This is a genomic window from Sphingobacterium kyonggiense (assembly GCF_039536825.1).
GTDB lineage: Bacteria > Bacteroidota > Bacteroidia > Sphingobacteriales > Sphingobacteriaceae > Sphingobacterium > Sphingobacterium kyonggiense.
In genome coordinates, this window is record NZ_BAAAZI010000004.1 from 453,440 (window position 1) to 478,144 (window position 24,705).

Genomic DNA, 24,705 nt, shown 5'->3' on the forward strand with positions numbered 1-24,705 from the left:
ATTTTGAAAAGAACTAGAGACATTATCACCATTGGTTTTGCCCTATTTGCCATGTTCTTCGGAGCAGGAAACTTACTATTACCGCCATATATTGGTATTCAAATTGGCGACCACGTTCCACTAACCATCTTAGCATTCGGATTAACCGGAATCTTATTACCTTTTTTTGGGATACTTTCCATTGTCAATTCTGGCGAAGACTTCAACGATCTTGGCGATCGTGTTCATAAAAACCTAGCCCCAATATTGGGTAGCATTATCATGTTGTGTATTGGTCCTATGATTGCCATTCCGCGTACCGCGGCAACAACTTTTGAGGTTGGAATCCTTCCCTCCTTCCCTGATGCAAAGCCAATCTGGACCTCCATTATCTTTTTTGCTACTACCTGGGCATTAACCATTGCACCTTCCAAAGTGGTCGATATCATTGGTAACTTCCTAACGCCTCTACTCTTAGTGCTATTGATTGGTTTAATCGTGGTAGGGGTATTAAATCCAATAGCAGATTATACACACACCGATCTTAATGCCGGAGAATCTTTTACCTTAGGTTTTATTGATGGCTATCAAACCTTGGATGTGTTAGCCTCAGTTATCTTTGCTGGGATAATAATTACAGCCTCTAAAGCTAAAGGCTATAAAGACATTAAATCTAAAAACAAGGTGGTTATAGCTGCAGGTGTTTTAGCTGCAGTCTGTTTATTTATCATCTATGGTGGATTAATCTATTTGGGTGCTCGATCCGGCGTTGAGGATCCGAGCATGAAAAGATCGGAATTATTGATCTTTATCTCCAGATCAATTCTTGGACATTATGGTACAATTGCTATTGCCATCAGTATTGCGCTGGCATGTTTAACAACGGCTATTGCTTTAACATCTGCCATTGGGACTTTCTTCTCGGATTTGACCAATAATAAATTGGGTTATAAAGTACTTGTAACACTTTGTTGTGTTATTTCCTGTGTACTTTCCATTACTGGAGTAGATAACATCATCAGCTTTGCCTATCCTATATTGAGCTTTGTTTATCCCATCGTCATTACCTTGGTGATCTATTATGTTTTATTTGGAAAGTTGGTAAAAAGCAGGCTTCCATATTGGTTGGCTTTGGCGGGTTCTACCGTAATGGCTATTGTAGGTTTGTTTAAGCAGTTCAATCTGCTTTCAGCTAGCCTAATAGACAAATTGAATCATATTCCTTTCTTCCAATACGACCTGGGATGGGTAGTTCCTTCTATTGTATTATTTATCATCGGGATATTAATCGGTGGCCTCGGAAATAAAAATACTGAAACTCTATAGTTGATTTGCTGGCTTATTCTCCTGAAGGTTATTCAAAATAAAAAGCTTAACCTTTACCTTAAAAATAAGCCAGCATGCCTCTAATTCTAACATTTATCAGCATTATTTACTTCAAAAGAAGGCTTATTGAATTTTATAGCAAAATTTGATTACGATCTCCTTGCCTTCTTCTCTAAACTTTCCCTTCTCTTCTTTAATTATTTGCCTCGGCAAATTCTGTCTATTGATATCAACAAGGCGTTTAATTATCCTTTATAAGCTTGAACCTACTTTGCCCATATTCTACTATTCCTTTCAATATCTTAATTAAAAATTGTTTTTTGAGATAAACAAAATCATCCTTTCATATAAAACAATTGATAGTAGGGTCAAAAAATTAACGTAAAATCTCTTTCCAATCAAAATTATTGCAGGCATCACTTTTAAATGTGACGGATCAAATTGTGTAGTTAGTGTATAAAAGACATTTTTGTCTTAAATAGAAAATATAACATATATCCTCCTTACTATTTGAACGAAAAGCTATGAAAAAAGAAAAGAAACTCTGGTGGACCTTTATCCTAGTGGTCCTCCTATCCTTTACCGTATTACTCTATTACGGTTATGAGATCTATCAAGTCTCTCCTCCTATTCCTGAACAAGTTGTTGATGAAGCTGGTGAAGTTATTTTTACAGCTGAAGACATTAAAGATGGGCAAAACATTTGGCAAAGTATCGGTGGCCAAGAAGTAGGATCCATTTGGGGACATGGCGCTTATGTAGCACCCGATTGGACTGCTGATTGGTTACATCGGGAAGCATTACATATCCTTGATCGTTATGCACAAAAGGAATATGCCGCAAATTATGAAGAAGTAAACGACGAGAAACAAGCCTTATTGGTTACCCGTTTAAAAAACTATATCCGTAAGAACACCTACAATCCCATTACAAAAAAACTTACAATTGATGCAGATCGTGTAGATGCCTTAAAAGCTTTATCCAATTATTACAAAGGATTATTTACAGATGATCCAACATTTGAACAATTGCGGAAGGATTATGCTATTCCGGTGAATTCCATTAAAGATGAGGCTCGAATGCGTAAGATGAATGCCTTCTTTTTCTGGGCAACATGGGCTACGGTTACAGAACGACCGGGAGCTGAAGTTTCCTATACCCACAATTGGCCGAATGAGAAATTGGTTGGCAATGATGTAACCATGGATTTATTGGCTTGGTCAGGTGTAAGTATTATCCTATTGATCTTTTGCGTTGGTGCATTGGTATTATGGCAGGTAAAACAAGGCGAAGATGATGATTTGATCTATCCTTCTGAAGATCCTTTGTTAAGACAAGGGATCACCCCTTCGATGCGATTGGTGAAGAAATACTTTTGGATCGTCAGCCTATTGATGATCGTCCAAGTGGGCTTGGGGATTGTCACTGCACATTATGGTGTAGAGGGCGATGGACTTTATGGCATACCGATCGATCAGTTCTTACCTTATGCTGTTACTCGAACTTGGCATACACAATTAGCAATTTTCTGGATTGCTACTGCATGGTTAGCAACAGGTTTATACATTGCCCCTGCAGTTTCGGGGAAAGATCCTAAGTTTCAGGTATTCGGGGTTAATTTCCTTTTCATTGCCTTATTGATCATTGTGGCAGGTTCTATGGTAGGCCAATGGTTTGGTGTAATGCAGAAGCTGAATTTGGTTGAAAACTTCTGGTTTGGTCATCAAGGATATGAATATGTCGATTTAGGACGATTTTGGCAGTTATTCTTATTTGTTGGTTTATTTGTGTGGCTTGCTCTTATGGTAAGACCACTCCTACCGATCCTTAAAAAAGGTGGTGAAGAAAGAAACCTCATCATCATGTTTTTGATTTCCTGTTCAGCAATTGCCCTATTCTATGGAGCAGGATTAATGTGGGGCAGACAAACCAATCTTGCTATTGCTGAATACTGGCGTTGGTGGGTAGTACACTTGTGGGTAGAAGGATTTTTTGAAGTCTTTGCCACAGTGGTTATGGCCTTCCTATTTGTTCGACTAGGACTATTAAAACCGAAGAGTGCAACAGCTAGTGTCTTATTCTCCACCATCATTTTCTTAGCTGGAGGTATATTAGGGACTTTCCACCACTTGTATTTTTCTGGAACTCCAACAGCTGTCATGGCATTAGGCGCCACATTCAGCGCTTTGGAAGTCGTTCCATTAACCATTATAGGCTTTGAGGCATACCATAATTACAAAGTCTCCAAAGCCACTAAATGGCTCGAGGATTATAAATGGCCAATTTACTTTTTAATATCAGTAGCCTTTTGGAATTTCTTAGGAGCCGGAGTATTTGGCTTTATCATTAACCCACCAATTGCTTTGTATTACGTGCAAGGCTTAAATACCACTCCTTTACATGGACACACCGCTTTGTTTGGGGTATATGGTATGCTAGGAATAGGATTGATGCTCTTTGTACTACGCAGCTTATATAGAAATGTCAAATGGAATGACAAGTTATTACGCATAGGATTCTGGAGCTTAAATATAGGTCTTTTGGGTATGGCTTTATTGAGTTTACTTCCTGTAGGGATATGGCAAGCTATTGAAAGTATCTCCAAAGGAATGTGGTATGCTCGGTCTGCTGAATTAATGCAAGAACCCGGAATGGTGTTCCTCAAATGGATGAGAACTCCTGGGGATGTAGTCTTCGCAATAGGAATATTTGCCTGTGCCTGGTTTGTGTTTGATTTGACTTTGAAGAACAAGACACCAAAAGAACCTAAACAGTAAATAACACATTTTGAACTCATTCTATTGATGGATTCTAACTCAAATCGATGATTTGTCATAAAAATGTAAGTAAAATTACTTTTTTCTATAGATGTATATCATGGTAGATTTTACCGAATTGACGGAAATTTACTCCAAAAGATAGGATAACAATTTTTGCTCATTAAAAGCAAGCAATATGAAAGAACACATGAAAATATGGAGCTTATTTGCTCTTCTAGCCTTAGGGTTATGGTCTTGCAAAGGCTCTCCAGGAAACAAGGGGCCGGATACCTCTAAAATTGAAGTCAAAGGGGAAACTGTAGCCGAATTAACATCACCTCCATTTGTTCCCAAACCAGTTGGAAAACGTGAGGCGACTAAACTTAAAGTAAGTTTGGAAATCCTTGAGTTGGAAGGTGAAATGGTCGATGGTGTAAAATATACGTATTGGACATTTGGAGGCTCCGTACCGGGACAGTTTATTCGGACCCGTGTTGGGGATGAGGTGGAGTTCTTATTGAAGAATCACCCAGATAATAAATTACCCCACAATATTGACTTACACGCCGTGACAGGCCCTGGCGGAGGTGCTGAATCATCTCTAGTAGCGCCAGGACATGAGGTTTCCTTTTCCTTTAAGTGTCTAAATCCAGGCTTGTATGTTTACCACTGTGCTACTGCACCTGTCGGTATGCACATTGCCAATGGTATGTATGGTTTGATCCTTGTAGAACCTGAAGGTGGTTTAGAGCCAGTAGATAAGGAATACTATGTAATGCAAGGTGATTTCTATACAGAAGGTGCCTATGGTGATAAAGGTCTGCAAGCCTTTGATATGAATAAAGCCATTAAAGAAGAAGCCGATTACGTGGTATTTAATGGAAATGTGAATGCCTTGGTAAATGACAATGCTCTACAAGCTAAGGTAGGACAGAAAATCAGATTGTTCGTAGGTAATGGTGGACCGAACTTAGTTTCTTCTTTCCACGTTATCGGAGAAATCTTCGACAAAGTTCACGTAGAAGGGGGCGACTTAATCAACAATAACATACAGACAACCTTAATTCCAGCAGGTGGTGCAGCTATAGTAGAATTTAAAGTGGATGTACCTGGAACCTTGGTTATGGTGGATCACTCCATCTTCCGAGCCTTTAATAAAGGTGCCTTAGGAATGATAAAAGTGAGTGGACCAGAAAACCATAAAATCTATTCCGGTAAAATCATGGAGGGAATTTACCTTCCTGAGGGAGGTACTATCCAGAAAATGCCTGGAAAGAAGAAAGAAGAGGTCATCGTTGCGAAAACACCGGAACAGTCTATTGCTGATGGTAAGGCTATATTCAGTCGTACTTGTTTAGCTTGTCACCAAAGCGACGGTAAAGGAATTAAAGCTGTATTCCCTCCATTGGCCAATTCAGATTACTTAAACAAGAGTAAAGACAAGGCTATTGAAGCTGTTATACATGGTTTGAAAGGTGAAATTATGGTGAATGGTGAAAAATACAATTCGGTGATGCCTAGTCAATCTTTATCCGATCAAGAGGTTGCCGATGTATTGAATTACGTCTATAACAGTTGGGGTAATAATAAAACAATTATTGCTCCTGCAGATGTCAAGAAAAAAAGAGGTAGTTAATTAAATTAATAATTCTGGGGTAGTTAACTGCCCCAGAATTTATCTTTATTATGGCTAGAAGAATCTACTGTGGAATATATTTACTGTTGTTAATCAGTTTAAGCTTTGCCAAAGTGCAAGGACAGGAAATGGTAATGGTAAAAAAAGGAAGTTATGTTCCTTTATACGGATCAGCAGATAAAAAACCTGTTCTGGTAAATTCCTTCTTTATGGATGTATATCCGGTAACCAATCAAGAGTACCTTCTCTTTGTCAAATCCAATCCCAACTATTCCAAATCGAAAATCAAGCGTCTATTTGCCGATAAGTCTTATTTGAATTATTGGGTATCTGACTTTGATTATGGGCAAGCAAGTCCAAAGTCACCAGTCACAAACGTCTCTTGGCATACTGCAAAGAAGTATTGTGAATCCAAAGGCAAGCGTTTGCCAACAATGGATGAGTGGGAGTATGCGGCAATGGCGGATGCAAAGAACATGGATGCTAGAACGCGAAAATCATACAATCAATATATCTTAAAATGGTACGAATCACCAAAGACCTACAATCAGGAAGTAGGAAGCACCTTTAAGAATTATTGGGGAGTATATGATCTACATGGTTTGGTATGGGAGTGGACAGCTGATTTCAACTCTATTTTTCTTTCTGGAGAATCCAGGAAGGATAAAGGAAATGATGATGAATTGTTCTGTGGAAGTGCCTCTGTTAATGCCAGTGATTTAATGAACTATGCAGCTTTCATGCGCTATGCATTTCGTGGAAGTATGAAAGCTCCCTACACAGGTAGAAACTTAGGTTTCCGATGTGTAAGAGATATAAAATAAACTGCTTATTATGAGAAAAGCAATCAAATTATTCAGGATGCTGCTTTTTATAGGGCTTCCTGTATTTTTCTTCTCCTGTCAGTCAAACAATCAGGAGGAAAATAAAGAGCAAGAACAAACGTTAAAAGAGGCCAAAATAAGTACGGATCTATCTGATTTGTCCATTTATAACTTGCCTTCCACTTGGCAAACTCAAGACAATAAAGAAATCGAATTAAAAGATCTGAAGGGTCAAGCTGTTGTAGTGGTTATGATTTATACCTCTTGTCAAGCTGCCTGTCCTCGTTTAGTTGCCGATATGAGGCATATTGAAAAAACAGTTCAGGCGAAGTATAAGGATAAAGTCAAATACGTATTAGTAAGTATTGATCCAGAAGTTGACACGCCAGAGCGTCTGAAAACATTTGCCAAAGAAAATGAAATGGATGGTCCTCAATGGTTATTCCTACGATCAAATGAAGATAATACAAGAGAATTTGCAGCTACATTAGCGGTAAACTATAAAAAGATATCACCAATAGATTTCTCGCATTCTAATATCATCAGTCTATTTAATGAAGAAGGTGAATTGGTTTACCAACAAGAAGGTTTAGGAGTAGATTATAGCCCTACCATCAAAGCTATTGAAGAAACAGCAGAAAAGATATAATAGGAATGTTATTTAGTAAACAAAAGGGGCGTAGATTATTTCTACGCCCCTATTTTATGTTTTTATTGGAGTAATATCCGATTTATCGAATAATACTACCAGCCGATACATCCGATATAGGATTTACAAAATCAAGTCGACCATTAGCGTCTTCGGCCATTAAGATCATCCCTTGAGATTGAATACCTTTGATTTCACGAGGCTCTAAGTTTACTAAGATGGAAACTTGTTTACCAACAATTTCCTCAGGTGTAAAATGCTCTGCAATACCTGATACAACTGTTCGTTTATCAATTCCTGTATCGATGGTCAGTTTCAATAATTTCTTCGTCTTTGCTACTTTTTCAGCAGTTAGGATCTTTCCTACACGAATATCCAACTTACCGAAATCATCAAAAGTGATATTTGCTTTTTGAGGAGCTTTAGGTGCTGATGCTGCATTTAAAGCTTTCGCATTTGCTAATTTATTCAATTGAAACTCAACCTGTTCATCGGTAATCTTGTCAAATAACAATTGCGTTTCACCTAGAAGATGTCCACTTTCCAATAGATCAGACTTACCTGCTTCATCCCAATTCTTCGCAGCAAGATTTAGCATTTCGAAGATCTTAGTACTTGTGAATGGCAAGAATGGTTGTCCCATTACGGCTAGGTTAGCCACGATCTGTGCAGCTACGAACAGAACAGTTTTAACACGCTCTTCATCGGTCTTAATCGCTTTCCAAGGCTCTTCGTCCGCTAAGTATTTATTTCCTAAGCGAGCTGCATTTATAAAGTTTGCTAAAGCCTCACGGAATCTATATTGTGATAAGGATTGTTGAACCTGTCCTGGGAATTTAGAAAGCTCAGCAAGTACTTCCTGATCTCCGGCTGTCAATGGAGATCCCATTAACACCTTACCATCAAAATACTTGTGGGAAAGCACCATTACACGGTTCACAAAGTTACCTAGAATAGCAACCAACTCATTATTTACACGAGCTTGGAAATCTTTCCATGTAAACTCACTATCTGAAGTCTCTGGTAAAATGGAAGTCAGCATATAGCGTAACTCGTCTTGTTTTCCAGGGAATTCCTCCAAATACTCATGTAACCATACTGCATGATTTCTTGAAGTAGAAAGCTTATCCCCTTCTAGGTTCAAAAATTCATTTGCAGGTACATTCTCTGGAAGGATATATTCACCGTGTGCATGTAAAATAGCAGGGAAAATAATACAGTGGAATACAATATTATCCTTTCCAATAAAGTGAATCAAGGTAGAATCATCTTCTGGATTAGCTTGTTTCTTCCAATAAGCTTCCCAGTCTTTACCCTCATCGATTGCCCATTGTTTTGTAGCGGAGATATAGCCTATCGGTGCATCCAACCAAACGTATAGTTTTTTGCCTTGTGCTTCATCCAATGGAACATCCACTCCCCAATCTAAATCGCGGGTCATGGAACGTGGTTGTAAACCTGATTTCAACCAAGACTGACATTGACCAAATACATTGGATTTCAATTCATCTTTCTTGCCTTCAATTAACCATTTCTCTAACCAAGGTTGGTATTTATCCAATGGTAAGTACCAATGTTTGGTTTCCTTTAAAATTGGCGTTTTACCGCTTAATGTTGATTTAGGGTTAATAAGGTCTGTAGGATTTAAGGAAGTACCACATTTTTCACATTGATCGCCATAGGCTCCTTCATTATGGCAATGTGGACAAGTACCTACGATATATCGATCCGCTAAGAACTGATGGTATTCTTCATCATAATACTGCTCTGAAAAACGTTCGATGAACTCTCCTTTTTCATACAAGTTAAGAAAGAACTCTTGCGATAATTGATGGTGAATAGGCTCCGAAGTACGGTGATAGATATTGAAAGAAATACCGAATTGCTCGAAGCTTTCTTTAATTTGTTGATTATACTTGTCGATAATCTCCTGTGGAGTTACCCCTTCTTTTTTTGCTTTAATGGTTATTGCTGCCCCATGCTCATCCGATCCACAAACATAGACTACATCTTTTTGGTTCAATCGTAAGAAACGAACAAAGATATCTCCGGGAATGTAAGCACCGGCCAAGTGACCAATGTGCAAAGGACCGTTTGCATATGGTAATGCAGAGGTAATGGTATAACGTTGTTTGCTAAATATATCCAATGGAGTGAGATTTTATTAATTCTGCTAACAAAATTGTTAGGCTAGCAAAGATACAGCAAATTGGCTTATTTCACTAAGTATTAGTACAAATTCCATGTCCTCAGAATTGCTTTTCCGCCAAATTTTAACCCTAAGGAATTTTATGTATATTGGGACAACATTACACTAAATTTAAGAAGCTATGCAAAATTCAAAAATCGACACGGGTTTATTAATTATTCGACTGGTATTAGGCGCTACGATGCTAGCCTTTCATGGTCTCCCTAAATTAATGGGAGGAGTAGAAACTTGGACTAAGATTGGTGCTTCCATGAGTAATCTTGGTATTAATTTTATGCCTACGGTTTTTGGATTTTCTGCTGGTTTGGTAGAATCATTAGGCTCTGTATTATTGATCTTAGGCTTATGGACAAGACCTGCAGCTATCTTCCTTTCATTGACGATGGTTGTTGCTGCTGCTAACCATTTAGCAAAAGGTGATGGATTGTCCGGAGCTTCCCATGCTATAGAGTTCTTAGCTGTATTCGTTGCATTTGCCATTATGGGACCAGGTAGATTGAGCGTCGATAAGAAATAATAAAAAGAAATATAGCATAAAGGGCATCCCGATTTGGAATGCCCTTTATCTTTACATCTATTCTCGCTATTAAGAAATAGCAACTTCTACATCTGCTTCTTGTTTTGCAGGATCTTTTTTTAGGATTACCGTCAATACACCATCCTCATAGCTCGCATGAATACCATCCAATAGAATCTCGTCTTCTAATTGAAAAGATCTTTCAAATGCTCCGCAATCCGTCTCTTGATAGACAATCTTCAAGTCCCCATCCAATTCTTGAGCCGTACTGCTGATGGTTAAAATCTGATTAGCAATAGCGACTTTAAACTGATCTTTCTTGCGTCCTGCAGCAAAAACCTGAACTTGATAATACAAATCATTCTCTAAAATATTTGCAGCTACGTTATTTCTACGGTCTTTCATAAAACCAAAGCCTTCCGTGGAATTACAAAAATGTTGCTGTATGCGATCAAATGTATTTCTACCAACGCTTGAACAGTTTGCTTTATTCATATGATATCTGCCAAAGGTGTTATTTCTTCTAAACATGTTATTTTATTTTTAAGGATTAATAAATAGGGATAATACTGGGTTTTGCTGATTTCTTAAAACCAACAACAGGCACTACAGCCTGTCTCTGCTGCGAATGCATACCTAAATACGGATCTTCATGCATGAGCTCCGAACCAGAACTTTCTTTTTTCCAGGAACGGATAATCCAAGTGAACAACATCCCTAATGCTAATAAGATGGTTCCGAAGAATAATAACTTAAATAATGCGCTGATAATAATACTTGCCAATCCAACTATAGCTGTCAGTCCGATCAAGCGTGGGATAATCAATTTCATTTTATTTTTCATGTGTTTTATTTTTAATCTAAAAAATTAAAGGCCTTTGTTCTGGTAGACGACAAAGACCTTTAATTACTTTAAATTATTTGGAGAATATTTTATTTTCCCTCTTCTTCTCTTGGTTTACAGCGATCAGCAAACCTCCTTCTCCACTCTTCGCGGAACCTTGATTTATCCTCATCATCCAAAGTTGGACATCCCTCATTGCCTCTGCGGAATCGACCTCCACAGCGACCCTTAGATTTAAAGCCACCACCCCCAAATAGAATCTTGGAGAGTACCAGTAATCCTAATGCCTGCCAATAGCTAATCGCTTTGAGATTAAATATATCTGTCATCAACTGGTTCCATAGGAATTGTACTAAAGCTACTAACAGTAAAGCCCCGACAATCATAGCTAAACCAATAAAGACAAACTTGCCTTTTCTTCTTCGTTTCCAATTCTTTTCCATCCTTATTTCCTTAATGTTTTAATTCATCATATAAACCCTGCAACCGTAATCGCAGGTGTTTGACCGCATAACCTTTACGGCTAATGATGGTCTTTAAATTCTCTTGCTGCAAATCAGCTATCTGTTGTAAAGTGAGTTGATCGATTTCATTTAATAAAAATACCGACCGTTGTTTCTCGGGCAATTCATCCAATGCCTTATACAACTCATCCCAAAAAATATCCTTGAATAATTTAGCCTCAGGGCTATTTGAATAATCGGCTATTAGAAACTTCTCGAGTACAGCAGTCTCTTCTTCCATGTTCTCGGTCAACTCATCAAGGGAATCTGTCTTTTTCTTGCGGTAACTATCGGTAATTTTGTTTCTGGTAACAGCATATAACCAAGCCCCAGCATTCTCCAGCTGATCCATATTCGTAAGTCTTGAGAACTGAAACCATACTTCTTGCAATATATCTTCAGCATCAGCAGTTTTTCGAACCCTGGCCTTTACAAAGCTCATCAATTGGCTACTGTATTTCTTTACCGTATCCGAGAATGACTTGGAATTCTTTAACTGCATTTCTTCTGGCTGTATGCTGTCCATATCCAAGTAGACGAATCAAAAAGCATTTTACTTTAAAATATCGTGATTTATTTTTCGACCTGTGGACTCATGAATAATTCTGTAAAATTAAACATTAGTAGATACACTTTAGCAAAACCAGCAGGCACAAAAAAAGTCTCCCCAATTGGAGAGACTGCTATATTTTCAGAATGCCTTATTTACATTGGAATACCGAAGCATGCCAACTGTCTTTAAAAGGCACTTCCCACTTGGTGGAAATATCATCTGCTGTTTGAATCAGGTTATTAAATACGGGTGTATCGGCATTTACTTCACCTTCTTGGCATAGTGCTGCAAACACATCTCGGGAAACCAATTGAATATTACCTTCTTTATCACGATAGGAAATCAACATTCTATTAAATAAACCGATGTTCAAATCCTTTTCCAATTGCTTTAGAATGTGTACAGATTTATCAATGGAACATCCCGTTACTTGTGCCATGGCCTCATCTACCGTAAAAACAACAAAAAGATTATGCTTGATTTCTGCTAGTCCTGCTAACTGGCTACCATGTGCAGTCCATTCCCGAACAAAATCAGCCAATTTCTCTTCCGCCAAACGTAGTTCAGGCTGTGTAAAAAAACGATCTGCTTGATATATCCAAACTCTTTTCATCTGTTCGTTTATTAATAATTTAAAGAATTAATGTGCGTAATAAGGCGAGATCATCAAATAAACGATGACACCAGTTACAGCTACATATAACCACATCGGATAAGTAATACGAGCCAACTTCTTATGACGCTCATATGCTCCAGCTATCCCTCTTACAAAGGTAAACAATACAAAAGGTATAATAACCACCGAAAGAACGATATGCGTGATCAGAATAAAAAAGTAGATATATTTAATAGCACCTTCACCACCAAATTTAGTGGATTCCGAAGTCATATGATAACCGACATACATCAATAGAAACAAGGAAGAAAAAACCATGCATAACTTAATCAAGTTTTCATGGACTTTTACATTTCCGCGTTTTATAGCAGCAACAGCAATCACCAAACACACGGCTGTTAATCCATTAATAGTCGCATAAATTGGTGGAAGGAAGCTAAGTGGTTGCACATCATATCCAAGATCTCGCAAATTCACGCGAAACAATACAGCAACAGCAAGAGGAATTATGATGGCTAATGCCCAAATAATACCTTTATACTTTTTCTCTTCAGCGGTCATTCCCATGTCTACTTTCTTTCTACTTTTAATGGATGATTACGAACTTCTTCAACCAATTGTACTTTTACTTCATCTTCCAATCGATCTATCTCTGAGCGAAGGCTGATGTCATAGAATCCACGAATACGATTCTTGGAATCGATTAATACCAATTGATTACTGATAACAAATTTATTAGGATCTCCTTCTACAGGCATAGCCTCAATTAACATGCTCTCTCTAGCATAGCTAAAGATATCTACATTTGGCTTGTTTACCACAAACCAATGTGGATTTTTACCTTTCTTAAACGAACTGATGTATTTATCCATATCCGCAGGTGTATCCGTAGAGTCTACATCTATCGAGAAAAGCTGCACTTTGGGATTGTATTTAAAGCGTTCAGCAATAACGTTCAAGTCATGCATTAATTGCTTAGATAAGCCTTGATCTTTGGTATAGAACAAGTGAGCGACAGTAATGATGGTATCAGAACCTAAAAACTGAACCGGCTTACCATCATAATTGATGAAATCAACGGTTTTAAGCTCATGAAATGCCGTATCGGGTATTTCTCTACCCATCACGCGTTTCATCTTTCCTGTGAGGTGTTTTTCACCATATACCGGAAGTTTAATGTACTCATTGGAGCCCATTTTATTAACCAGTATATATAAAAATCCTGGCACGAATAGAACCAATGCCAGGATTATTAATTTCGATATATTTTTCGAACGAGTATTTTTACTCATTAGCAATAGATATATTAATGAGGGAAAATCGGTTGATGATTCATTGCTCCGTGTAAGAAACCACCTTCAATTAACATTAAGATGATGAAATAAACGATAAGAATGAACCCTACACTACAACATACAATAAAGCTTGATTTCTCAAATTTCAAGTGCATGAAGAATGCGATAATATAAAATGCTTTTACTAATGTTAAAATGATATAAATAACATTTACTAAAGTACCTTTTTGAAGGATACCCCAATGGTGTACAAAGCCTAGAGCGATTAAGAATTCTAATGCTGTTAAAGCTAATAGTACAAAGAATACGGACCAGATACGTTTTTTATCCATTCCTTCGCCGTGTGCATGTGCATCGTGGCTTGCAATATGATCGTGATTACTCATTTGTCTTATATATTTTAATTGTCCGTAATGATTAAACTAAATAGAAGAAGGTAAATACGAATACCCAAACTAAGTCTACAAAGTGCCAGTAAAGACCAACTTTTTCAACCATTAAATACGTTCCTCTTCTTTCGAATGTATTGTTCAAGGTCATGGAAAGCACGATGATGTTTAATAAAACACCGATAGTTACGTGGAAACCGTGGAAACCTGTAATCGTAAAGAATAGATTAGAGAATTGAAGTGCTGCTGTATAAGATACTTCTTTGGTGAAGTAAGGACTCAGCGCTTGCACAATGGCATTGTCATCGGTAAGACCTGTTGCTGGGTTATGTCCGAACCAAAAGCCCATATGGTGTAAGTGATACCACTCCATAGCCTGACAGCTCAAGAAACATAGACCTCCTAATACAGTCCATAACATCCATTTTACAACTTCCTGTTTGGAGTTACGATGGCCTGCTTCTACGGCTAATACCATTGTAACGGAAGACATAATCAAGATAAAGGTCATGATACCTACGAATACCAATGGCTGTCCGGAATCTGCGATACCTGGAATCGATTGGAATACCTTATCGGCATCGATCCAAGATGGTTGCGCAAATTTCTGTGCTCCATAATAAATAAGGAAGGCAGAGAACGTAAATGCATCCGATACCAAGAAAAACCACATCATGATTTTTCCATACTCTAAATTCCAAGGTGATTTACCTCCGCTCCAAGGTCCGTCTTTTACCTTATCCAATTGCGATACTGTTGTACTCATTGTTTACTGTTATTGATTCAAAAGTAAGAAAACATAAATATATATCCATAATAGGTCTAGAAAATGCCAGAAAATTGTGGCAAGTTCCATCCGGAAAACATTACTGTCCTGTGAAATGTTTTTAGACGCTCCAACAAAACAACGCACTAACACCAATACTCCGGCTATGATGTGTGCCAAGTGAAAACCTGTAAATATGTAAATGAACGATTGTGAAGCATTCGAGTTAATGAAGAATATTCCACGTTCGGTTAACACGTTCCAAGCTTGAAACTGTATGAAAAAGAAAACTATCCCTAAAGCTATGGTAGCTAATAAGAAAAGCTTCTGCTTTCCAAAATTGTGATCTTTAGCGGCTTTATAAGCCAAGTGCATCGTCAAGCTGCTGATTAAGATAACAGCTGTACTATACATGAAAGCATAAGGAAGAATTGTTTTGATACCCTTATCTACCCCACTGTTCGTATATACGATAAACCCACTTGAAAAGGCCGCAAACATCATGAACATCCCAATCATGCCTAACCAAAGGTTAAACTTCTGGGCTTTTCTTGATTTTTGTAAGTCTGCGTTTAGCAATTCCTGCTTATCCATTGCAATATTTAATTCCATCTATTTTAAAAAGGTTTAAAATCTAATAACAACAACAATTGTGTTATCGGTAAGTATGCAAAAGAAGTAAACATAATCTTCTTTGCCGTACTAACTTCCATTTTAACCAAATGCTGGTACCCATACCAAGTAAACAGCAATCCGCCAAGTAAAGACACGGATGTGAACACCCAGCCTCCAATCCCGTAGTACATTGGCAATAATCCTGCGGGTATCATCAACAAGGCTGATATAAATATGAACCATGCTGATAACTTATCTTTTCTCGTTGTTGGTAATAAACGAAAGCCTGCTCTTTTGTAGTCTTCATCCGATACCCAGGCAATTGCCCAGAAATGAGGAAACTGCCAGAAGAATTGAATAGCAAATAACACCAAGGGTGTGATCACTACTGCTTGTTCGCTTACCTCAGCGTACGCTAAACCAAAACCTGCAGATTTGAATGCTGCATAATAGCCAATTAGTGGTGGTAATGCTCCAGGAATGGCGCCTACCCAAACGGCTATTGGTGATTTCTGTTTTAACGGCGTGTAGACAAATGCATATAAGAAAATGGAAAACACAGAAAGTAGTCCGGCGATGAAGTTTAAATTCACCAAAACCAACGTTCCAAAGATCCCCATAAACACACTCAAGATTAAGGCTTGACCTGTAGTCATACGACCAGCAGGTAAAGGTCTATCCATGGTGCGCTTCATCAATTTATCTAAATCACGCTCAATGATCTCGTTAAACCCATTGGCAGCTCCGGTAACCAAAAAACCACCAAATGTAAGCAAAGCCCAGTTATACCAGATAATATCTCCTTGCTGCGTAGCACCAATTAAAAATGAGATCGATGCCGAGAAAACTACCGTCAAGGTTAGACGTAGCTTGACAAGCTTGTTAAAATCTGAAATAAATTCCTTCATAATCAAAATAATCCCCTACTTAATCTTCAACAAGTACTGGCTTTGGTGCATTCAACAACAACAATAAGTAGTATTGTGCACCTACGAATAAACTTGCGACAACCAAATGTACTGTCTGCGCGACAGCGGGGACATGAAACCTTGCTAAAATAATCCCTGATAACATTTGAATACAAACCAACACAAAAGAAATCAATGCATACTTATATTGGACTGAATTTTGAATATTCAATGACTTGACTTTTAAAAACAAGAACACCGTTATGGCCAATGTTAAATAAGCTAAGATCCGGTGAATATGATAATTCAAACCGATTGAATCAATCCATTCAGAACGCATGATATCCGTTTGTTTAAGGTGATCAATTATCTCCCTAACTTCTGTTCCATAGACCACTTGTATAACTAATAGTACAATGGAACCTAAGGTAATCAGCTTTAATCCTTTTGGGATTCCAGCTTTCAGAATAGAACCATTTCGAAGCGTCGTAGCCCAATAATACGTATGAATACTTATACACACAATTACTAAGGCCAACAACATGTGAATGGTAATTACCCATGGTGTTAAGTTGGTAGATACGACAATTGAGCCTAGCCAGGCTTGTATCACAACGACAATAAGATTAAGAACGCTCCATATTGCTATGGCCTTTTTCTTTTTCCAATATGTAAAAGAGTAGAATGCAGTAAACAGCATACAAAATCCGGCAGTTACACCAGCTAAACGATTCACATATTCCGTCCAGGTCTTGGCAGCATTGAATTCCTCATGAATTAAGATCGACTCATCATGACGAATCTGATCAGCGAGATTTTTGTAACCAAAAAACTCAATCATGTTGGCAAATCGTTCGTTCTTTTTAATCCTTCCCTCTACATAATGCTGCTCATAACCTTGCGGTAATTGGGAAACATCGGTAGGTGGAATAATGCGGTTAAAACATTTAGGCCAGTCTGGACATCCCATTCCTGAACCTGTACTTCTAACGATTCCTCCTGCTGCTATGACAATAAAAAGAACGAATATCGTGATCTTATTTATCCGAATAAAACGCTTTTCAGCTGCTGGATACATGGATCTCTACTTTTACAAATGATAATCTATAAAAGAGAGGTAGGTTTTACCCTACCCTTCTGTTTCTCTGTTATGCTCACGGTTATACACCTTTTGAGCTTCAATTCCTTCTTCGTTACCTTCCCAATCATGAATTAAGTTAGAACTCATCGTTTGAGAATGTGGTACGTCTTGAGGAATAAAATCTTCATCATGCCCCGGTTTAGAGTAATCATATGGCCAACGGTAAACAGTTGGGATCTCTCCTGGCCAGTTACCATGGATATGTTTTACTGGAGTAGTCCACTCTAAAGTATTTGCATGCCAAGGGTTTTGAGGAGCACGTTTTCCACACCAGATCGAAGAGAAGAAGTTCCATAAGAACGCTACTTGACCTACTGCTGAAACGATCGCTGCCCAAGTTACTAACAAGTTAACCGATACCCATTTCTCCATGAAAGGGAACTCAGTGAATGCGTAATAACGACGTGGAACACCATCAATACCCATAAAGTGCATCGGGAAGAATACCAAGTAAGCACCAATGAATGTTAACCAGAAGTGGAAATAACCTAAACGCTCATCCATCATACGACCGAACATCTTAGGATACCAGTGGTAAACACCAGACAACATACCGAAGATTGACGCTGAACCCATTACCAAGTGGAAGTGAGCTACTACGAAGTAAGTATCGTGTAAGTTGATGTCTAACGTTGCATTACCTAAGTATAATCCTGTTAAACCACCTGATACGAAGAATGATACCATACCGATAGCAAACATCATCGCTGGCGTGAAACGGATATTTCCTCTCCATAGAGTAGCAATATAGTTGAAGGCTTTAACAGCTGAAGGTACCGCAATGATCAACGTCGTGATCATGAACACCCCACCTAGGAAAGGACTCATACCTGTTACGAACATGTGGTGACCCCAAACGATGAAAGACAATACGGTAATACCTACTAAGGAATAAACCATCGCATGGTAACCGAAGATCGGCTTACGTGAGTTTGTTGAGATAACCTCAGAAGTTAAACCTAATGCAGGCATAACTACGATATATACCTCAGGGTGACCTAAGAACCAGAATAAGTGTTGGAATAAGATTGGCGAACCACCTTCGTTTGGAAGGATTGTACCACCAACTACTAAGTCTGATAAGTAGAATGAAGTTCCTACCGAACGGTCAAAGAACAACAATACTACTGCTGATACCAATACTGGGAAGGATAATAAACCTACGATAGCAGTTAAGAAGAACGCCCAAATTGTTAAAGGCATTTTCCATAACTCCATACCTTTAGTACGCATGTTTAACACGGTACTGATGTAGTTAACACCACCTAATACCTGAGAAGCGATAAACAAGGTCATACTGATTAACCATAAGGTCATACCCAATCCTGAACCTGCAATGGCTTTCGGCACAGCAGAGAGCGGCGGGTAAATCGTCCATCCTGCGGATGCTGGACCACTTTCAATAAAGAAAGAAGCAACCATAATCACACAGGCAGTGAAGAAAAACCAGTACGATAACATGTTCATCAATGGAGATGCCATATCACGTGCTCCCAATTGATAAGGGATAAGTAAGTTACTGAATGTACCTGATAGGCCAGCTGTCAATACGAAGAATACCATCATGGTACCGTGGATCGTAACTAATGACAGGAAGAAGTCAGGTTTGATACGACCGCCTTCAGCCCATTTTCCTAAGAATACTTCTAGAATAGGAAATTCTTTATCAGGCCAGGCAAGTTGAATCCGGAATAGGACCGACAGGATCATAGCGAATACGGCCATAATGATACCTGTGATCAAAAACTGCTTTGCAATCATCTTGTGATCCTGACTGAAGACATACTTCGTCAAGAACGATTCATGATGGTGACCATGGTCATCGTGATGAGCTGCGTCGTGCGATATAACTGTAGTTGACATATGTTATTATATATTCTCTATTCGATTAATTAATTGAAGCTGTTAAGTCTTCTTTCTTCTTTCCTTCAGCGCCATTAAGCTCAGCGAATTCCTTCTGAATATCTTCCGTATAGAATTTAGCTTGTTTGCTTAACCACTCTGCGTATTCAGCTTCAGTTACCACTTTAACTGTTTTTTGCATGTTATAGTGGGCCTCTCCACAGATCTTCGCACATAACATTACGTAATCGTATTGAGGGTCATTCATCTTATCACGCATTTCCTCCGTTGTTGTTGTCGGAGTAAATTGGAAATAATTCGTCATACCTGGTACCGCGTTGATTTGTACACGGAAATCTGGAATGTAGAATGAATGGATAATATCTTTTGATAAAATATGGAAACGAACTGGTTTGTTAACCGGAATAACGATCATATCACCTTTAACATCGTCCCAAGCAGCTTTGTCATTGAAGTCAATACCATAACCGTTTAATGGAGTTGTTAATTTGTAATTACGTTTACCGATTTTTCCGTCAGCTCCAGGATAGCGAACTGTCCATTGGAACTGCTCTCCTAATACCTCTACCTGTAAAGCAGATTTTTTTAAGTCCTCAGGAATGTTGGTGATTTTACGCCAAGTAAAGAAACCAAACAATACTAAGATCGTTAATACCACCGCAGGAACGATTGTCCATAAACGCTCAATCGCATCGTTGTGAGGGTAGAAATAAGCTTTGCGTTTTGCACGCATTCTGTAGATAAAAGAGAATACCAATAATAAGATGTGAACCAATACCAATACAACGGTAATGATGATGGTTGTGATAATAAACATGGTATCTACTTCTTTACCGTGCTCGGTTACTGCTGGTCGCCAAGACCAAGCTCCCCAAACGGCATATCCGTAGTAAACAAATCCTAAGAAAGCAATTAAGAATACCAACATCAAGGTTGCTTGAAGGGTATTGTTTGCTAAAGGATTATATGTTCCATTCACGCGTTTTGTCAACACGTAAATTGAATGTACTTTTCCAATTACTGCTACTACAGCACAGATTACCAAGAAGAATAAAATGTAATAAGTCAAGTTTTTGTAAACCTGAGGATCAGTTACTTTTTCTTCTTTTTGTGTGCCAGAAGCTACAGGCGTCACACTAGAGCTAGCTGTAGATGCTGCTGCTACGGAAGCTGTATCCGTTGCTGCTGCTGCAGTCGTGTCTGTAGCGGTCGCTGCCGAGTCCGCTGTCACTGCTGTTTGCTCCACCGCAGTAGTTGCAGCCGTTGAATCTTGTACCGAAGCAAATGCCGGCGCTGCAAATAATAGGTTAATAGCTAATAAGCCTCCAAACAAGGACTTAAATCTGTTATTTATTTTAAACTTCATTTTTTATAAGACGTTTGAACGTTATTTCAACTTAATCTCTATTAAATCTGATGATGCAAGCTCTCATCCAAGAATGGATGATTCTTAGGTGCCAAAGCATGTTTGCTTATTTTGGTCATGACCAAGAAAGTGAACAAGCCCACAAATCCTATTGCAGTACCGATCTCAATAATACCGAAACCTCTTTCAGAACCTACGGTACCAGGCATAATCATAATATAATAGTCTAACCAGTGACCACATAATAACAAGATCGCTACGAATAACATCATGTTTAATTTACGTTTTGCATCACGGTCAACCAATAATAATAATGGCGCCACAAAGTTAATGATAATGTTTAACCAAAACCAAGGTTTGTATTCTGGTTCCCAACGTTTGTAGAAGTACACAGTCTCCTCTGGAATATTCGAATACCAAATCAACATAAATTGTGCAAACCAAACGTAAGTCCAGAAGATGGAGAAACCAAATAATAACTTACCTAAATCATGTAGGTGGTTTTCATTAACCCAGCTCATGTATCCGCCTTTTTTCAAAAGAACCAAGATAACGATGATTACGGCTAATCCACTTACCCACATTGCTGCGAAGTTATACCATCCGAACATAGTCGAGAACCAGTGAGCCTCTAAAGACATCACAGTATCAAATGACCAGATTGGTGTAGTAAATCCGAAGATTACTAAGAAGATCGCAGAAAGCTTAAAGCTCTTTTTGTAGCCATTAAGACCACCTGCTAAATCTTCGTTATAAGATAACTTAGCTAAAATGAAAGCAAAAATAGCGTAGCTTCCCATGAACAAGATTTGACGGATCAAGAATCCTGGTACATTTAAGAAAGCAGCTTTTCCAGCAACTAAGGCATCATAGTTAGGGCTGTTTGGGTCAGTTAACCCGTCAGCATGCCAGTGGTGGTATAGATTGTGTGAAGTTAATCCTAGGCCTACGATAACCAATAAGATGATGGAAGCAATCGGAAGGATGCTAGCCATCGCTTGAGGAATACGTAGAAGGCCTGCAGACCAACCAGATTGAGTAACCAATTGTAAGGCGATGAAGAAAGCTCCAGCAGCACAAACACAGGTAAAGTAATATCCCATCAATAATAAATTGGCATATGTACGCTCAACCATGATATGGTCACTAGAAAGTAAGCCGAATGCAATAGCGGCTATTCCTACAACGATTGCAACCAAACTCAGGACCTTAGCGATACCTGCGAATTGAAATTGCTCGCTGAAATTATAATCGTGATGATGATTGTGAGTTCCCATTTATATTATCAATGTTAGATTATTTTTTTTGTAATTCATGAACGAACATTACCACTTTCCAACGTTCCTCTGGATTTAATTGCGAAGCGTGAGAACCCATCGCGTTGTATCCATAAGTAATGGTGTGGTAGATTTGACCATCGGATAGATCGGCCATTAATGTTCCACGAGTTGATTTAGCTCCTGAAGATCTATGATAAGATGGTGGCGGCGGGAATTTCTCCAATTCACGTTCTCCTCTTGAATCATTAACCTTTCTATCTTTTGTCAATGGGCCATCACCATTTCCATCTTTACCATGACAAACTGCACAGTAAACTTGGTATAATGCATCACCTTGTTTCAAGTTAGCCTCAGTTACCGCTAAAGGATTCTTAACTTCTAAGCCAGCTTGTTGGTATCCTTCAATAGTATTTGGATAGTCAAAGCGTACAAATCCAATTGGATCAGTCGCTGCCGGTGGTAATTGTGCTGTTTGGTTATTCTTAAAATTTGGGTTTGGCTGATCGGGATTAAAAGCGATCGGCTCATACATATTAGGCGAGAATTCCCAGCCTGCACTACGCGAAGTTCCATCCCCGCAAGCAGAAACAACCGCTGATAAAGCGACAGCTACACATACAGTTCCAAGAAAATTCTTCTTATTCATAACTAACATATTTTCTTTCATTGTATTTAACTTCAACTGCGCCTGCTTCTTTCAATAAGTTATCGATCAAAGCATGGTCAGTATTTTCTTGGGCATCAATTGCTACGATAAAACGATCATCTGTCGCTCTTAAGTCCATAACACGTGGTGTACGGCCTGGAAATAAGTGGTTACGGAAGAAGAATGTTGCCACCATGCCTAGAGCACAGATTAAAATGGTAACCTCAAATGTAACCGGTACAAAGTTTGGCAATGGCATCGATGGTTTACCACCAATGTTCATCGGCCAATCGTAAGCCATCGTATAAAACAATAAACTAAATCCCAATATTGTACCTAATGCACCAAATATAAATGCTGCAATTGGCAAACGTGATGGCTTTACTCCTAACTTCGCCTCAATTCCGTGAATTGGCATTGGAGTGAAACAATCAAAAATGCTAATGTTATTCGCTTGCAACTTATCGATCCCGTGCATCATTTCATCAGGATCCGCAAAACTTCCTAGTATATATTTTGTATTGCTCATTGCTTATTAATTTTTAATCTTTAACGCCTTAATGTCTTCCTCTGTCACTGAATCGTACTTATCCAACGAGTTTCTGAAGTATTCCACTTGATCCTCAGGGAATGCTCCTTCTTGAACCAATTTCGTTTTCTGTTGTAAGCTCGCGCTCTTCAACAACAACTTAACCTCTGCAATCGCAATACCAGGTAAGAAACGTAAAAACAATAAGAATAAGGTAAAGAACAATCCGATAGATCCTACGAAGATACCTACGTCAACCCATGTAGGGTAGAACATTGCCCAAGATGATGGCAAGTAGTCACGGTGTAGAGAAGTAACGATAATTACGAAACGCTCAAACCACATACCGATGTTTACTACGATAGATAATACCCAAGAGATAGGAATACTTGTACGGATTTTCTTGAACCAGAATAACTGCGGAGAAATCACGTTACAGGTCATCATCGCCCAGTAAGCCCAAGCGTAAGGACCAGCAATACGGTTTGCAAATGCATACATCTCGTATTCTGAACCAGAGTACCATGCAATGAATAACTCGGTTAAATAAGCGATACCTACGATTGAACCTGTTACCATGATGATCTTGTTCATCGACTCGATGTGGAACATAGTAATGTAGTTCTCAAAGTTCATCACTTTACGAAGGATCAACAATAAGGTTTGTACCATCGCAAATCCGGAGAAGATCGCCCCTGCAACGAAGTATGGAGGGAAGATCGTCGTGTGCCATCCTGGGATAACCGAGGTAGCAAAGTCCATGGATACGATTGTGTGTACGGAAAGTACAAGTGGAGTAGAGATACCTGCTAAGATTAAGGAAACGATTTCAAAACGTTGCCAAGTCTTCACAGAACCGTTCCATCCAAAAGACAATACCGAATAGATTTTTTGTTTTAATCCAGTAGCACGGTCACGTACTGTCGCGATATCAGGTAACAAACCACAGTACCAGAATACTAAGGATACAGTGAAGTACGTGGAGATCGCGAACGCATCCCATACTAGCGGGGAGTTAAAGTTCACCCAAAGTGATCCGAATTGGTTAGGCAACGGGAAAATCCAGTATGCTAACCACGGGCGGCCCATGTGTGCTACAACGTAGGTAGCGGCACAGATAACGGCAAAGATTGTCATCGCCTCAGCCGATCTGTTAATGGAGTTACGCCAGTTTTGACGGAATAATAATAATACTGCGGAGATTAACGTACCGGCGTGACCAATACCTACCCACCATACGAAGTCGGTGATATCCCAGGCCCAGCCCACTGTTTTGTTTAATCCCCAAGCGCCGATACCCGTCCAGAACGTGTATCCAACACTCACTACCCATAACATAGCTCCTAATGCGGCAACCGTAAAACCGATCCACCAAGCTTTGTTAGGCTTATTCTCTACCGGAAGTAAGATATCATCTGTAATTTGTGCGTAGGTGATATCCTTGCCGGTGATTAATGGTTCTCTTAATATTGATTCGTTATGCGATGACATA

The 24,705-nt window shown here is 38.8% G+C and carries 25 protein-coding genes; 6 read left to right on the plus strand and 19 right to left on the minus strand.

The window, feature by feature from the left end; genetic code table 11:
* The first annotated feature begins 3 nt into the window (after positions 1–3).
* The 5 genes from brnQ to ABD676_RS03070 all read left to right on the plus strand — a co-directional run bounded on the left by brnQ (position 4) and on the right by ABD676_RS03070 (position 7,173).
* Positions 4–1,305 carry a branched-chain amino acid transport system II carrier protein gene (brnQ, locus tag ABD676_RS03050; RefSeq protein ID WP_344673197.1) on the plus strand — a complete coding sequence of 434 codons (1,302 nt, stop codon included), beginning with the start codon at positions 4–6 and terminating at the stop codon, positions 1,303–1,305.
* Positions 1,306–1,829: 524 nt separating this feature from the next.
* Positions 1,830–4,082: a nitric-oxide reductase large subunit gene (locus ABD676_RS03055; RefSeq protein WP_344673198.1), complete on the plus strand. Its 2,253-nt coding sequence runs from the start codon at positions 1,830–1,832 to the stop codon at positions 4,080–4,082.
* Between the two features lie 178 nt (positions 4,083–4,260).
* Positions 4,261–5,700, plus strand: a complete 1,440-nt coding sequence (gene nirK / locus ABD676_RS03060) for a copper-containing nitrite reductase (protein WP_344673199.1) — start codon at positions 4,261–4,263, stop codon at positions 5,698–5,700.
* A gap of 50 nt (positions 5,701–5,750) precedes the next feature.
* Complete coding sequence (locus ABD676_RS03065) at positions 5,751–6,524, plus strand: formylglycine-generating enzyme family protein (protein WP_344673200.1); 774 nt, start codon at positions 5,751–5,753, stop codon at positions 6,522–6,524.
* 10 nt (positions 6,525–6,534) lie between these two features.
* Positions 6,535–7,173 carry an SCO family protein gene (locus tag ABD676_RS03070; RefSeq protein WP_344673201.1) on the plus strand — a complete coding sequence of 213 codons (639 nt, stop codon included), beginning with the start codon at positions 6,535–6,537 and terminating at the stop codon, positions 7,171–7,173.
* A gap of 82 nt (positions 7,174–7,255) precedes the next feature.
* Here the strand turns inward: ABD676_RS03070 and metG are convergent, their stop codons facing one another.
* Positions 7,256–9,322, minus strand: a complete 2,067-nt coding sequence (metG, locus tag ABD676_RS03075; protein ID WP_344673202.1) for a methionine--tRNA ligase — start codon at positions 9,320–9,322, stop codon at positions 7,256–7,258.
* Positions 9,323–9,503: 181 nt separating this feature from the next.
* On the opposite strand from metG, the gene ABD676_RS03080 reads away from it, so the two are divergent.
* Positions 9,504–9,899 (plus strand): DoxX family protein, encoded by a 396-nt coding sequence (locus ABD676_RS03080; protein ID WP_344673203.1) that lies wholly within the window; start codon positions 9,504–9,506, stop codon positions 9,897–9,899.
* Between the two features lie 69 nt (positions 9,900–9,968).
* Here the strand turns inward: ABD676_RS03080 and ABD676_RS03085 are convergent, their stop codons facing one another.
* From ABD676_RS03085 to nrfD, 18 genes are all read right to left on the minus strand, one after another.
* Entirely contained in the window at positions 9,969–10,430 is a 462-nt protein-coding gene (locus ABD676_RS03085; RefSeq protein ID WP_344673204.1) for an Hsp20/alpha crystallin family protein, read from the minus strand.
* A gap of 19 nt (positions 10,431–10,449) precedes the next feature.
* Entirely contained in the window at positions 10,450–10,743 is a 294-nt protein-coding gene (locus ABD676_RS03090) for a hypothetical protein (protein ID WP_344673205.1), read from the minus strand.
* A gap of 89 nt (positions 10,744–10,832) precedes the next feature.
* Complete coding sequence (locus tag ABD676_RS03095) at positions 10,833–11,186, minus strand: hypothetical protein (protein ID WP_344673206.1); 354 nt, start codon at positions 11,184–11,186, stop codon at positions 10,833–10,835.
* 10 nt (positions 11,187–11,196) lie between these two features.
* A complete protein-coding gene (locus ABD676_RS03100; protein ID WP_344673207.1) occupies positions 11,197–11,772 on the minus strand; it encodes an RNA polymerase sigma factor in 576 nt (191 codons plus the stop codon).
* A gap of 175 nt (positions 11,773–11,947) precedes the next feature.
* A complete protein-coding gene (locus ABD676_RS03105; protein WP_344673208.1) occupies positions 11,948–12,412 on the minus strand; it encodes an ABC transporter ATPase in 465 nt (154 codons plus the stop codon).
* A 27-nt stretch (positions 12,413–12,439) separates the two neighbouring features.
* A complete protein-coding gene (locus ABD676_RS03110) occupies positions 12,440–12,982 on the minus strand; it encodes a DUF420 domain-containing protein (RefSeq protein WP_344673209.1) in 543 nt (180 codons plus the stop codon).
* A gap of 2 nt (positions 12,983–12,984) precedes the next feature.
* Positions 12,985–13,707 (minus strand): SCO family protein, encoded by a 723-nt coding sequence (locus ABD676_RS03115; protein WP_344673210.1) that lies wholly within the window; start codon positions 13,705–13,707, stop codon positions 12,985–12,987.
* A 14-nt stretch (positions 13,708–13,721) separates the two neighbouring features.
* A complete protein-coding gene (locus ABD676_RS03120; protein ID WP_344673211.1) occupies positions 13,722–14,096 on the minus strand; it encodes a cytochrome C oxidase subunit IV family protein in 375 nt (124 codons plus the stop codon).
* A gap of 31 nt (positions 14,097–14,127) precedes the next feature.
* A complete protein-coding gene (locus tag ABD676_RS03125; RefSeq protein ID WP_344673212.1) occupies positions 14,128–14,865 on the minus strand; it encodes a cytochrome c oxidase subunit 3 in 738 nt (245 codons plus the stop codon).
* A 9-nt stretch (positions 14,866–14,874) separates the two neighbouring features.
* The gene (locus tag ABD676_RS03130) at positions 14,875–15,477 is read right to left on the minus strand and encodes a cytochrome c oxidase subunit 3 (protein ID WP_344673213.1); all 603 of its coding nucleotides are present in this window, start codon (positions 15,475–15,477) and stop codon (positions 14,875–14,877) included.
* Between the two features lie 5 nt (positions 15,478–15,482).
* Complete coding sequence (cyoE, locus tag ABD676_RS03135; RefSeq protein ID WP_344673214.1) at positions 15,483–16,388, minus strand: heme o synthase; 906 nt, start codon at positions 16,386–16,388, stop codon at positions 15,483–15,485.
* Between the two features lie 19 nt (positions 16,389–16,407).
* Positions 16,408–17,466, minus strand: coding sequence for a COX15/CtaA family protein (locus tag ABD676_RS03140; protein ID WP_344673215.1), 1,059 nt, complete (start codon positions 17,464–17,466; stop codon positions 16,408–16,410).
* 51 nt (positions 17,467–17,517) lie between these two features.
* Entirely contained in the window at positions 17,518–19,392 is a 1,875-nt protein-coding gene (locus ABD676_RS03145; RefSeq protein ID WP_344673216.1) for a cytochrome c oxidase subunit I, read from the minus strand.
* A 25-nt stretch (positions 19,393–19,417) separates the two neighbouring features.
* Positions 19,418–20,758 (minus strand): cytochrome c oxidase subunit II, encoded by a 1,341-nt coding sequence (locus ABD676_RS03150; RefSeq protein ID WP_344673217.1) that lies wholly within the window; start codon positions 20,756–20,758, stop codon positions 19,418–19,420.
* Positions 20,759–20,799: 41 nt separating this feature from the next.
* A complete protein-coding gene (locus ABD676_RS03155) occupies positions 20,800–22,035 on the minus strand; it encodes a quinol:cytochrome C oxidoreductase (protein ID WP_344673218.1) in 1,236 nt (411 codons plus the stop codon).
* 19 nt (positions 22,036–22,054) lie between these two features.
* The gene (locus tag ABD676_RS03160; RefSeq protein WP_344673219.1) at positions 22,055–22,684 is read right to left on the minus strand and encodes a c-type cytochrome; all 630 of its coding nucleotides are present in this window, start codon (positions 22,682–22,684) and stop codon (positions 22,055–22,057) included.
* Positions 22,677–23,213: a DUF3341 domain-containing protein gene (locus tag ABD676_RS03165; RefSeq protein WP_344673220.1), complete on the minus strand. Its 537-nt coding sequence runs from the start codon at positions 23,211–23,213 to the stop codon at positions 22,677–22,679. The genes ABD676_RS03160 and ABD676_RS03165 overlap by 8 nt, the downstream gene beginning before the upstream one ends.
* A gap of 6 nt (positions 23,214–23,219) precedes the next feature.
* Complete coding sequence (gene nrfD / locus ABD676_RS03170; RefSeq protein WP_344673221.1) at positions 23,220–24,704, minus strand: NrfD/PsrC family molybdoenzyme membrane anchor subunit; 1,485 nt, start codon at positions 24,702–24,704, stop codon at positions 23,220–23,222.
* Position 24,705: the final 1 nt, after the last annotated feature.

Coding starts and splice junctions, on each gene's coding strand:
- ABD676_RS03055 (WP_344673198.1), top strand. CDS start 1,830: ATGAAAAAAGAAAAGAAACTCTGGTGGACCTTTATCCTAGTGGTCCTC.
- nirK (WP_344673199.1), top strand. CDS start 4,261: ATGAAAGAACACATGAAAATATGGAGCTTATTTGCTCTTCTAGCCTTA.
- ABD676_RS03065 (WP_344673200.1), top strand. CDS start 5,751: ATGGCTAGAAGAATCTACTGTGGAATATATTTACTGTTGTTAATCAGT.
- ABD676_RS03070 (WP_344673201.1), top strand. CDS start 6,535: ATGAGAAAAGCAATCAAATTATTCAGGATGCTGCTTTTTATAGGGCTT.
- ABD676_RS03080 (WP_344673203.1), top strand. CDS start 9,504: ATGCAAAATTCAAAAATCGACACGGGTTTATTAATTATTCGACTGGTA.
- ABD676_RS03085 (WP_344673204.1), bottom strand. CDS start 10,430: ATGTTTAGAAGAAATAACACCTTTGGCAGATATCATATGAATAAAGCA.
- ABD676_RS03090 (WP_344673205.1), bottom strand. CDS start 10,743: ATGAAAAATAAAATGAAATTGATTATCCCACGCTTGATCGGACTGACA.
- ABD676_RS03095 (WP_344673206.1), bottom strand. CDS start 11,186: ATGGAAAAGAATTGGAAACGAAGAAGAAAAGGCAAGTTTGTCTTTATT.
- ABD676_RS03100 (WP_344673207.1), bottom strand. CDS start 11,772: ATGGACAGCATACAGCCAGAAGAAATGCAGTTAAAGAATTCCAAGTCA.
- ABD676_RS03105 (WP_344673208.1), bottom strand. CDS start 12,412: ATGAAAAGAGTTTGGATATATCAAGCAGATCGTTTTTTTACACAGCCT.
- ABD676_RS03110 (WP_344673209.1), bottom strand. CDS start 12,982: ATGGGAATGACCGCTGAAGAGAAAAAGTATAAAGGTATTATTTGGGCA.
- ABD676_RS03115 (WP_344673210.1), bottom strand. CDS start 13,707: ATGAGTAAAAATACTCGTTCGAAAAATATATCGAAATTAATAATCCTG.
- ABD676_RS03120 (WP_344673211.1), bottom strand. CDS start 14,096: ATGAGTAATCACGATCATATTGCAAGCCACGATGCACATGCACACGGC.
- ABD676_RS03125 (WP_344673212.1), bottom strand. CDS start 14,865: ATGAGTACAACAGTATCGCAATTGGATAAGGTAAAAGACGGACCTTGG.
- ABD676_RS03130 (WP_344673213.1), bottom strand. CDS start 15,477: ATGGAATTAAATATTGCAATGGATAAGCAGGAATTGCTAAACGCAGAC.
- cyoE (WP_344673214.1), bottom strand. CDS start 16,388: ATGAAGGAATTTATTTCAGATTTTAACAAGCTTGTCAAGCTACGTCTA.
- ABD676_RS03140 (WP_344673215.1), bottom strand. CDS start 17,466: ATGTATCCAGCAGCTGAAAAGCGTTTTATTCGGATAAATAAGATCACG.
- ABD676_RS03145 (WP_344673216.1), bottom strand. CDS start 19,392: ATGTCAACTACAGTTATATCGCACGACGCAGCTCATCACGATGACCAT.
- ABD676_RS03150 (WP_344673217.1), bottom strand. CDS start 20,758: ATGAAGTTTAAAATAAATAACAGATTTAAGTCCTTGTTTGGAGGCTTA.
- ABD676_RS03155 (WP_344673218.1), bottom strand. CDS start 22,035: ATGGGAACTCACAATCATCATCACGATTATAATTTCAGCGAGCAATTT.
- ABD676_RS03160 (WP_344673219.1), bottom strand. CDS start 22,684: ATGAATAAGAAGAATTTTCTTGGAACTGTATGTGTAGCTGTCGCTTTA.
- ABD676_RS03165 (WP_344673220.1), bottom strand. CDS start 23,213: ATGAGCAATACAAAATATATACTAGGAAGTTTTGCGGATCCTGATGAA.
- nrfD (WP_344673221.1), bottom strand. CDS start 24,704: ATGTCATCGCATAACGAATCAATATTAAGAGAACCATTAATCACCGGC.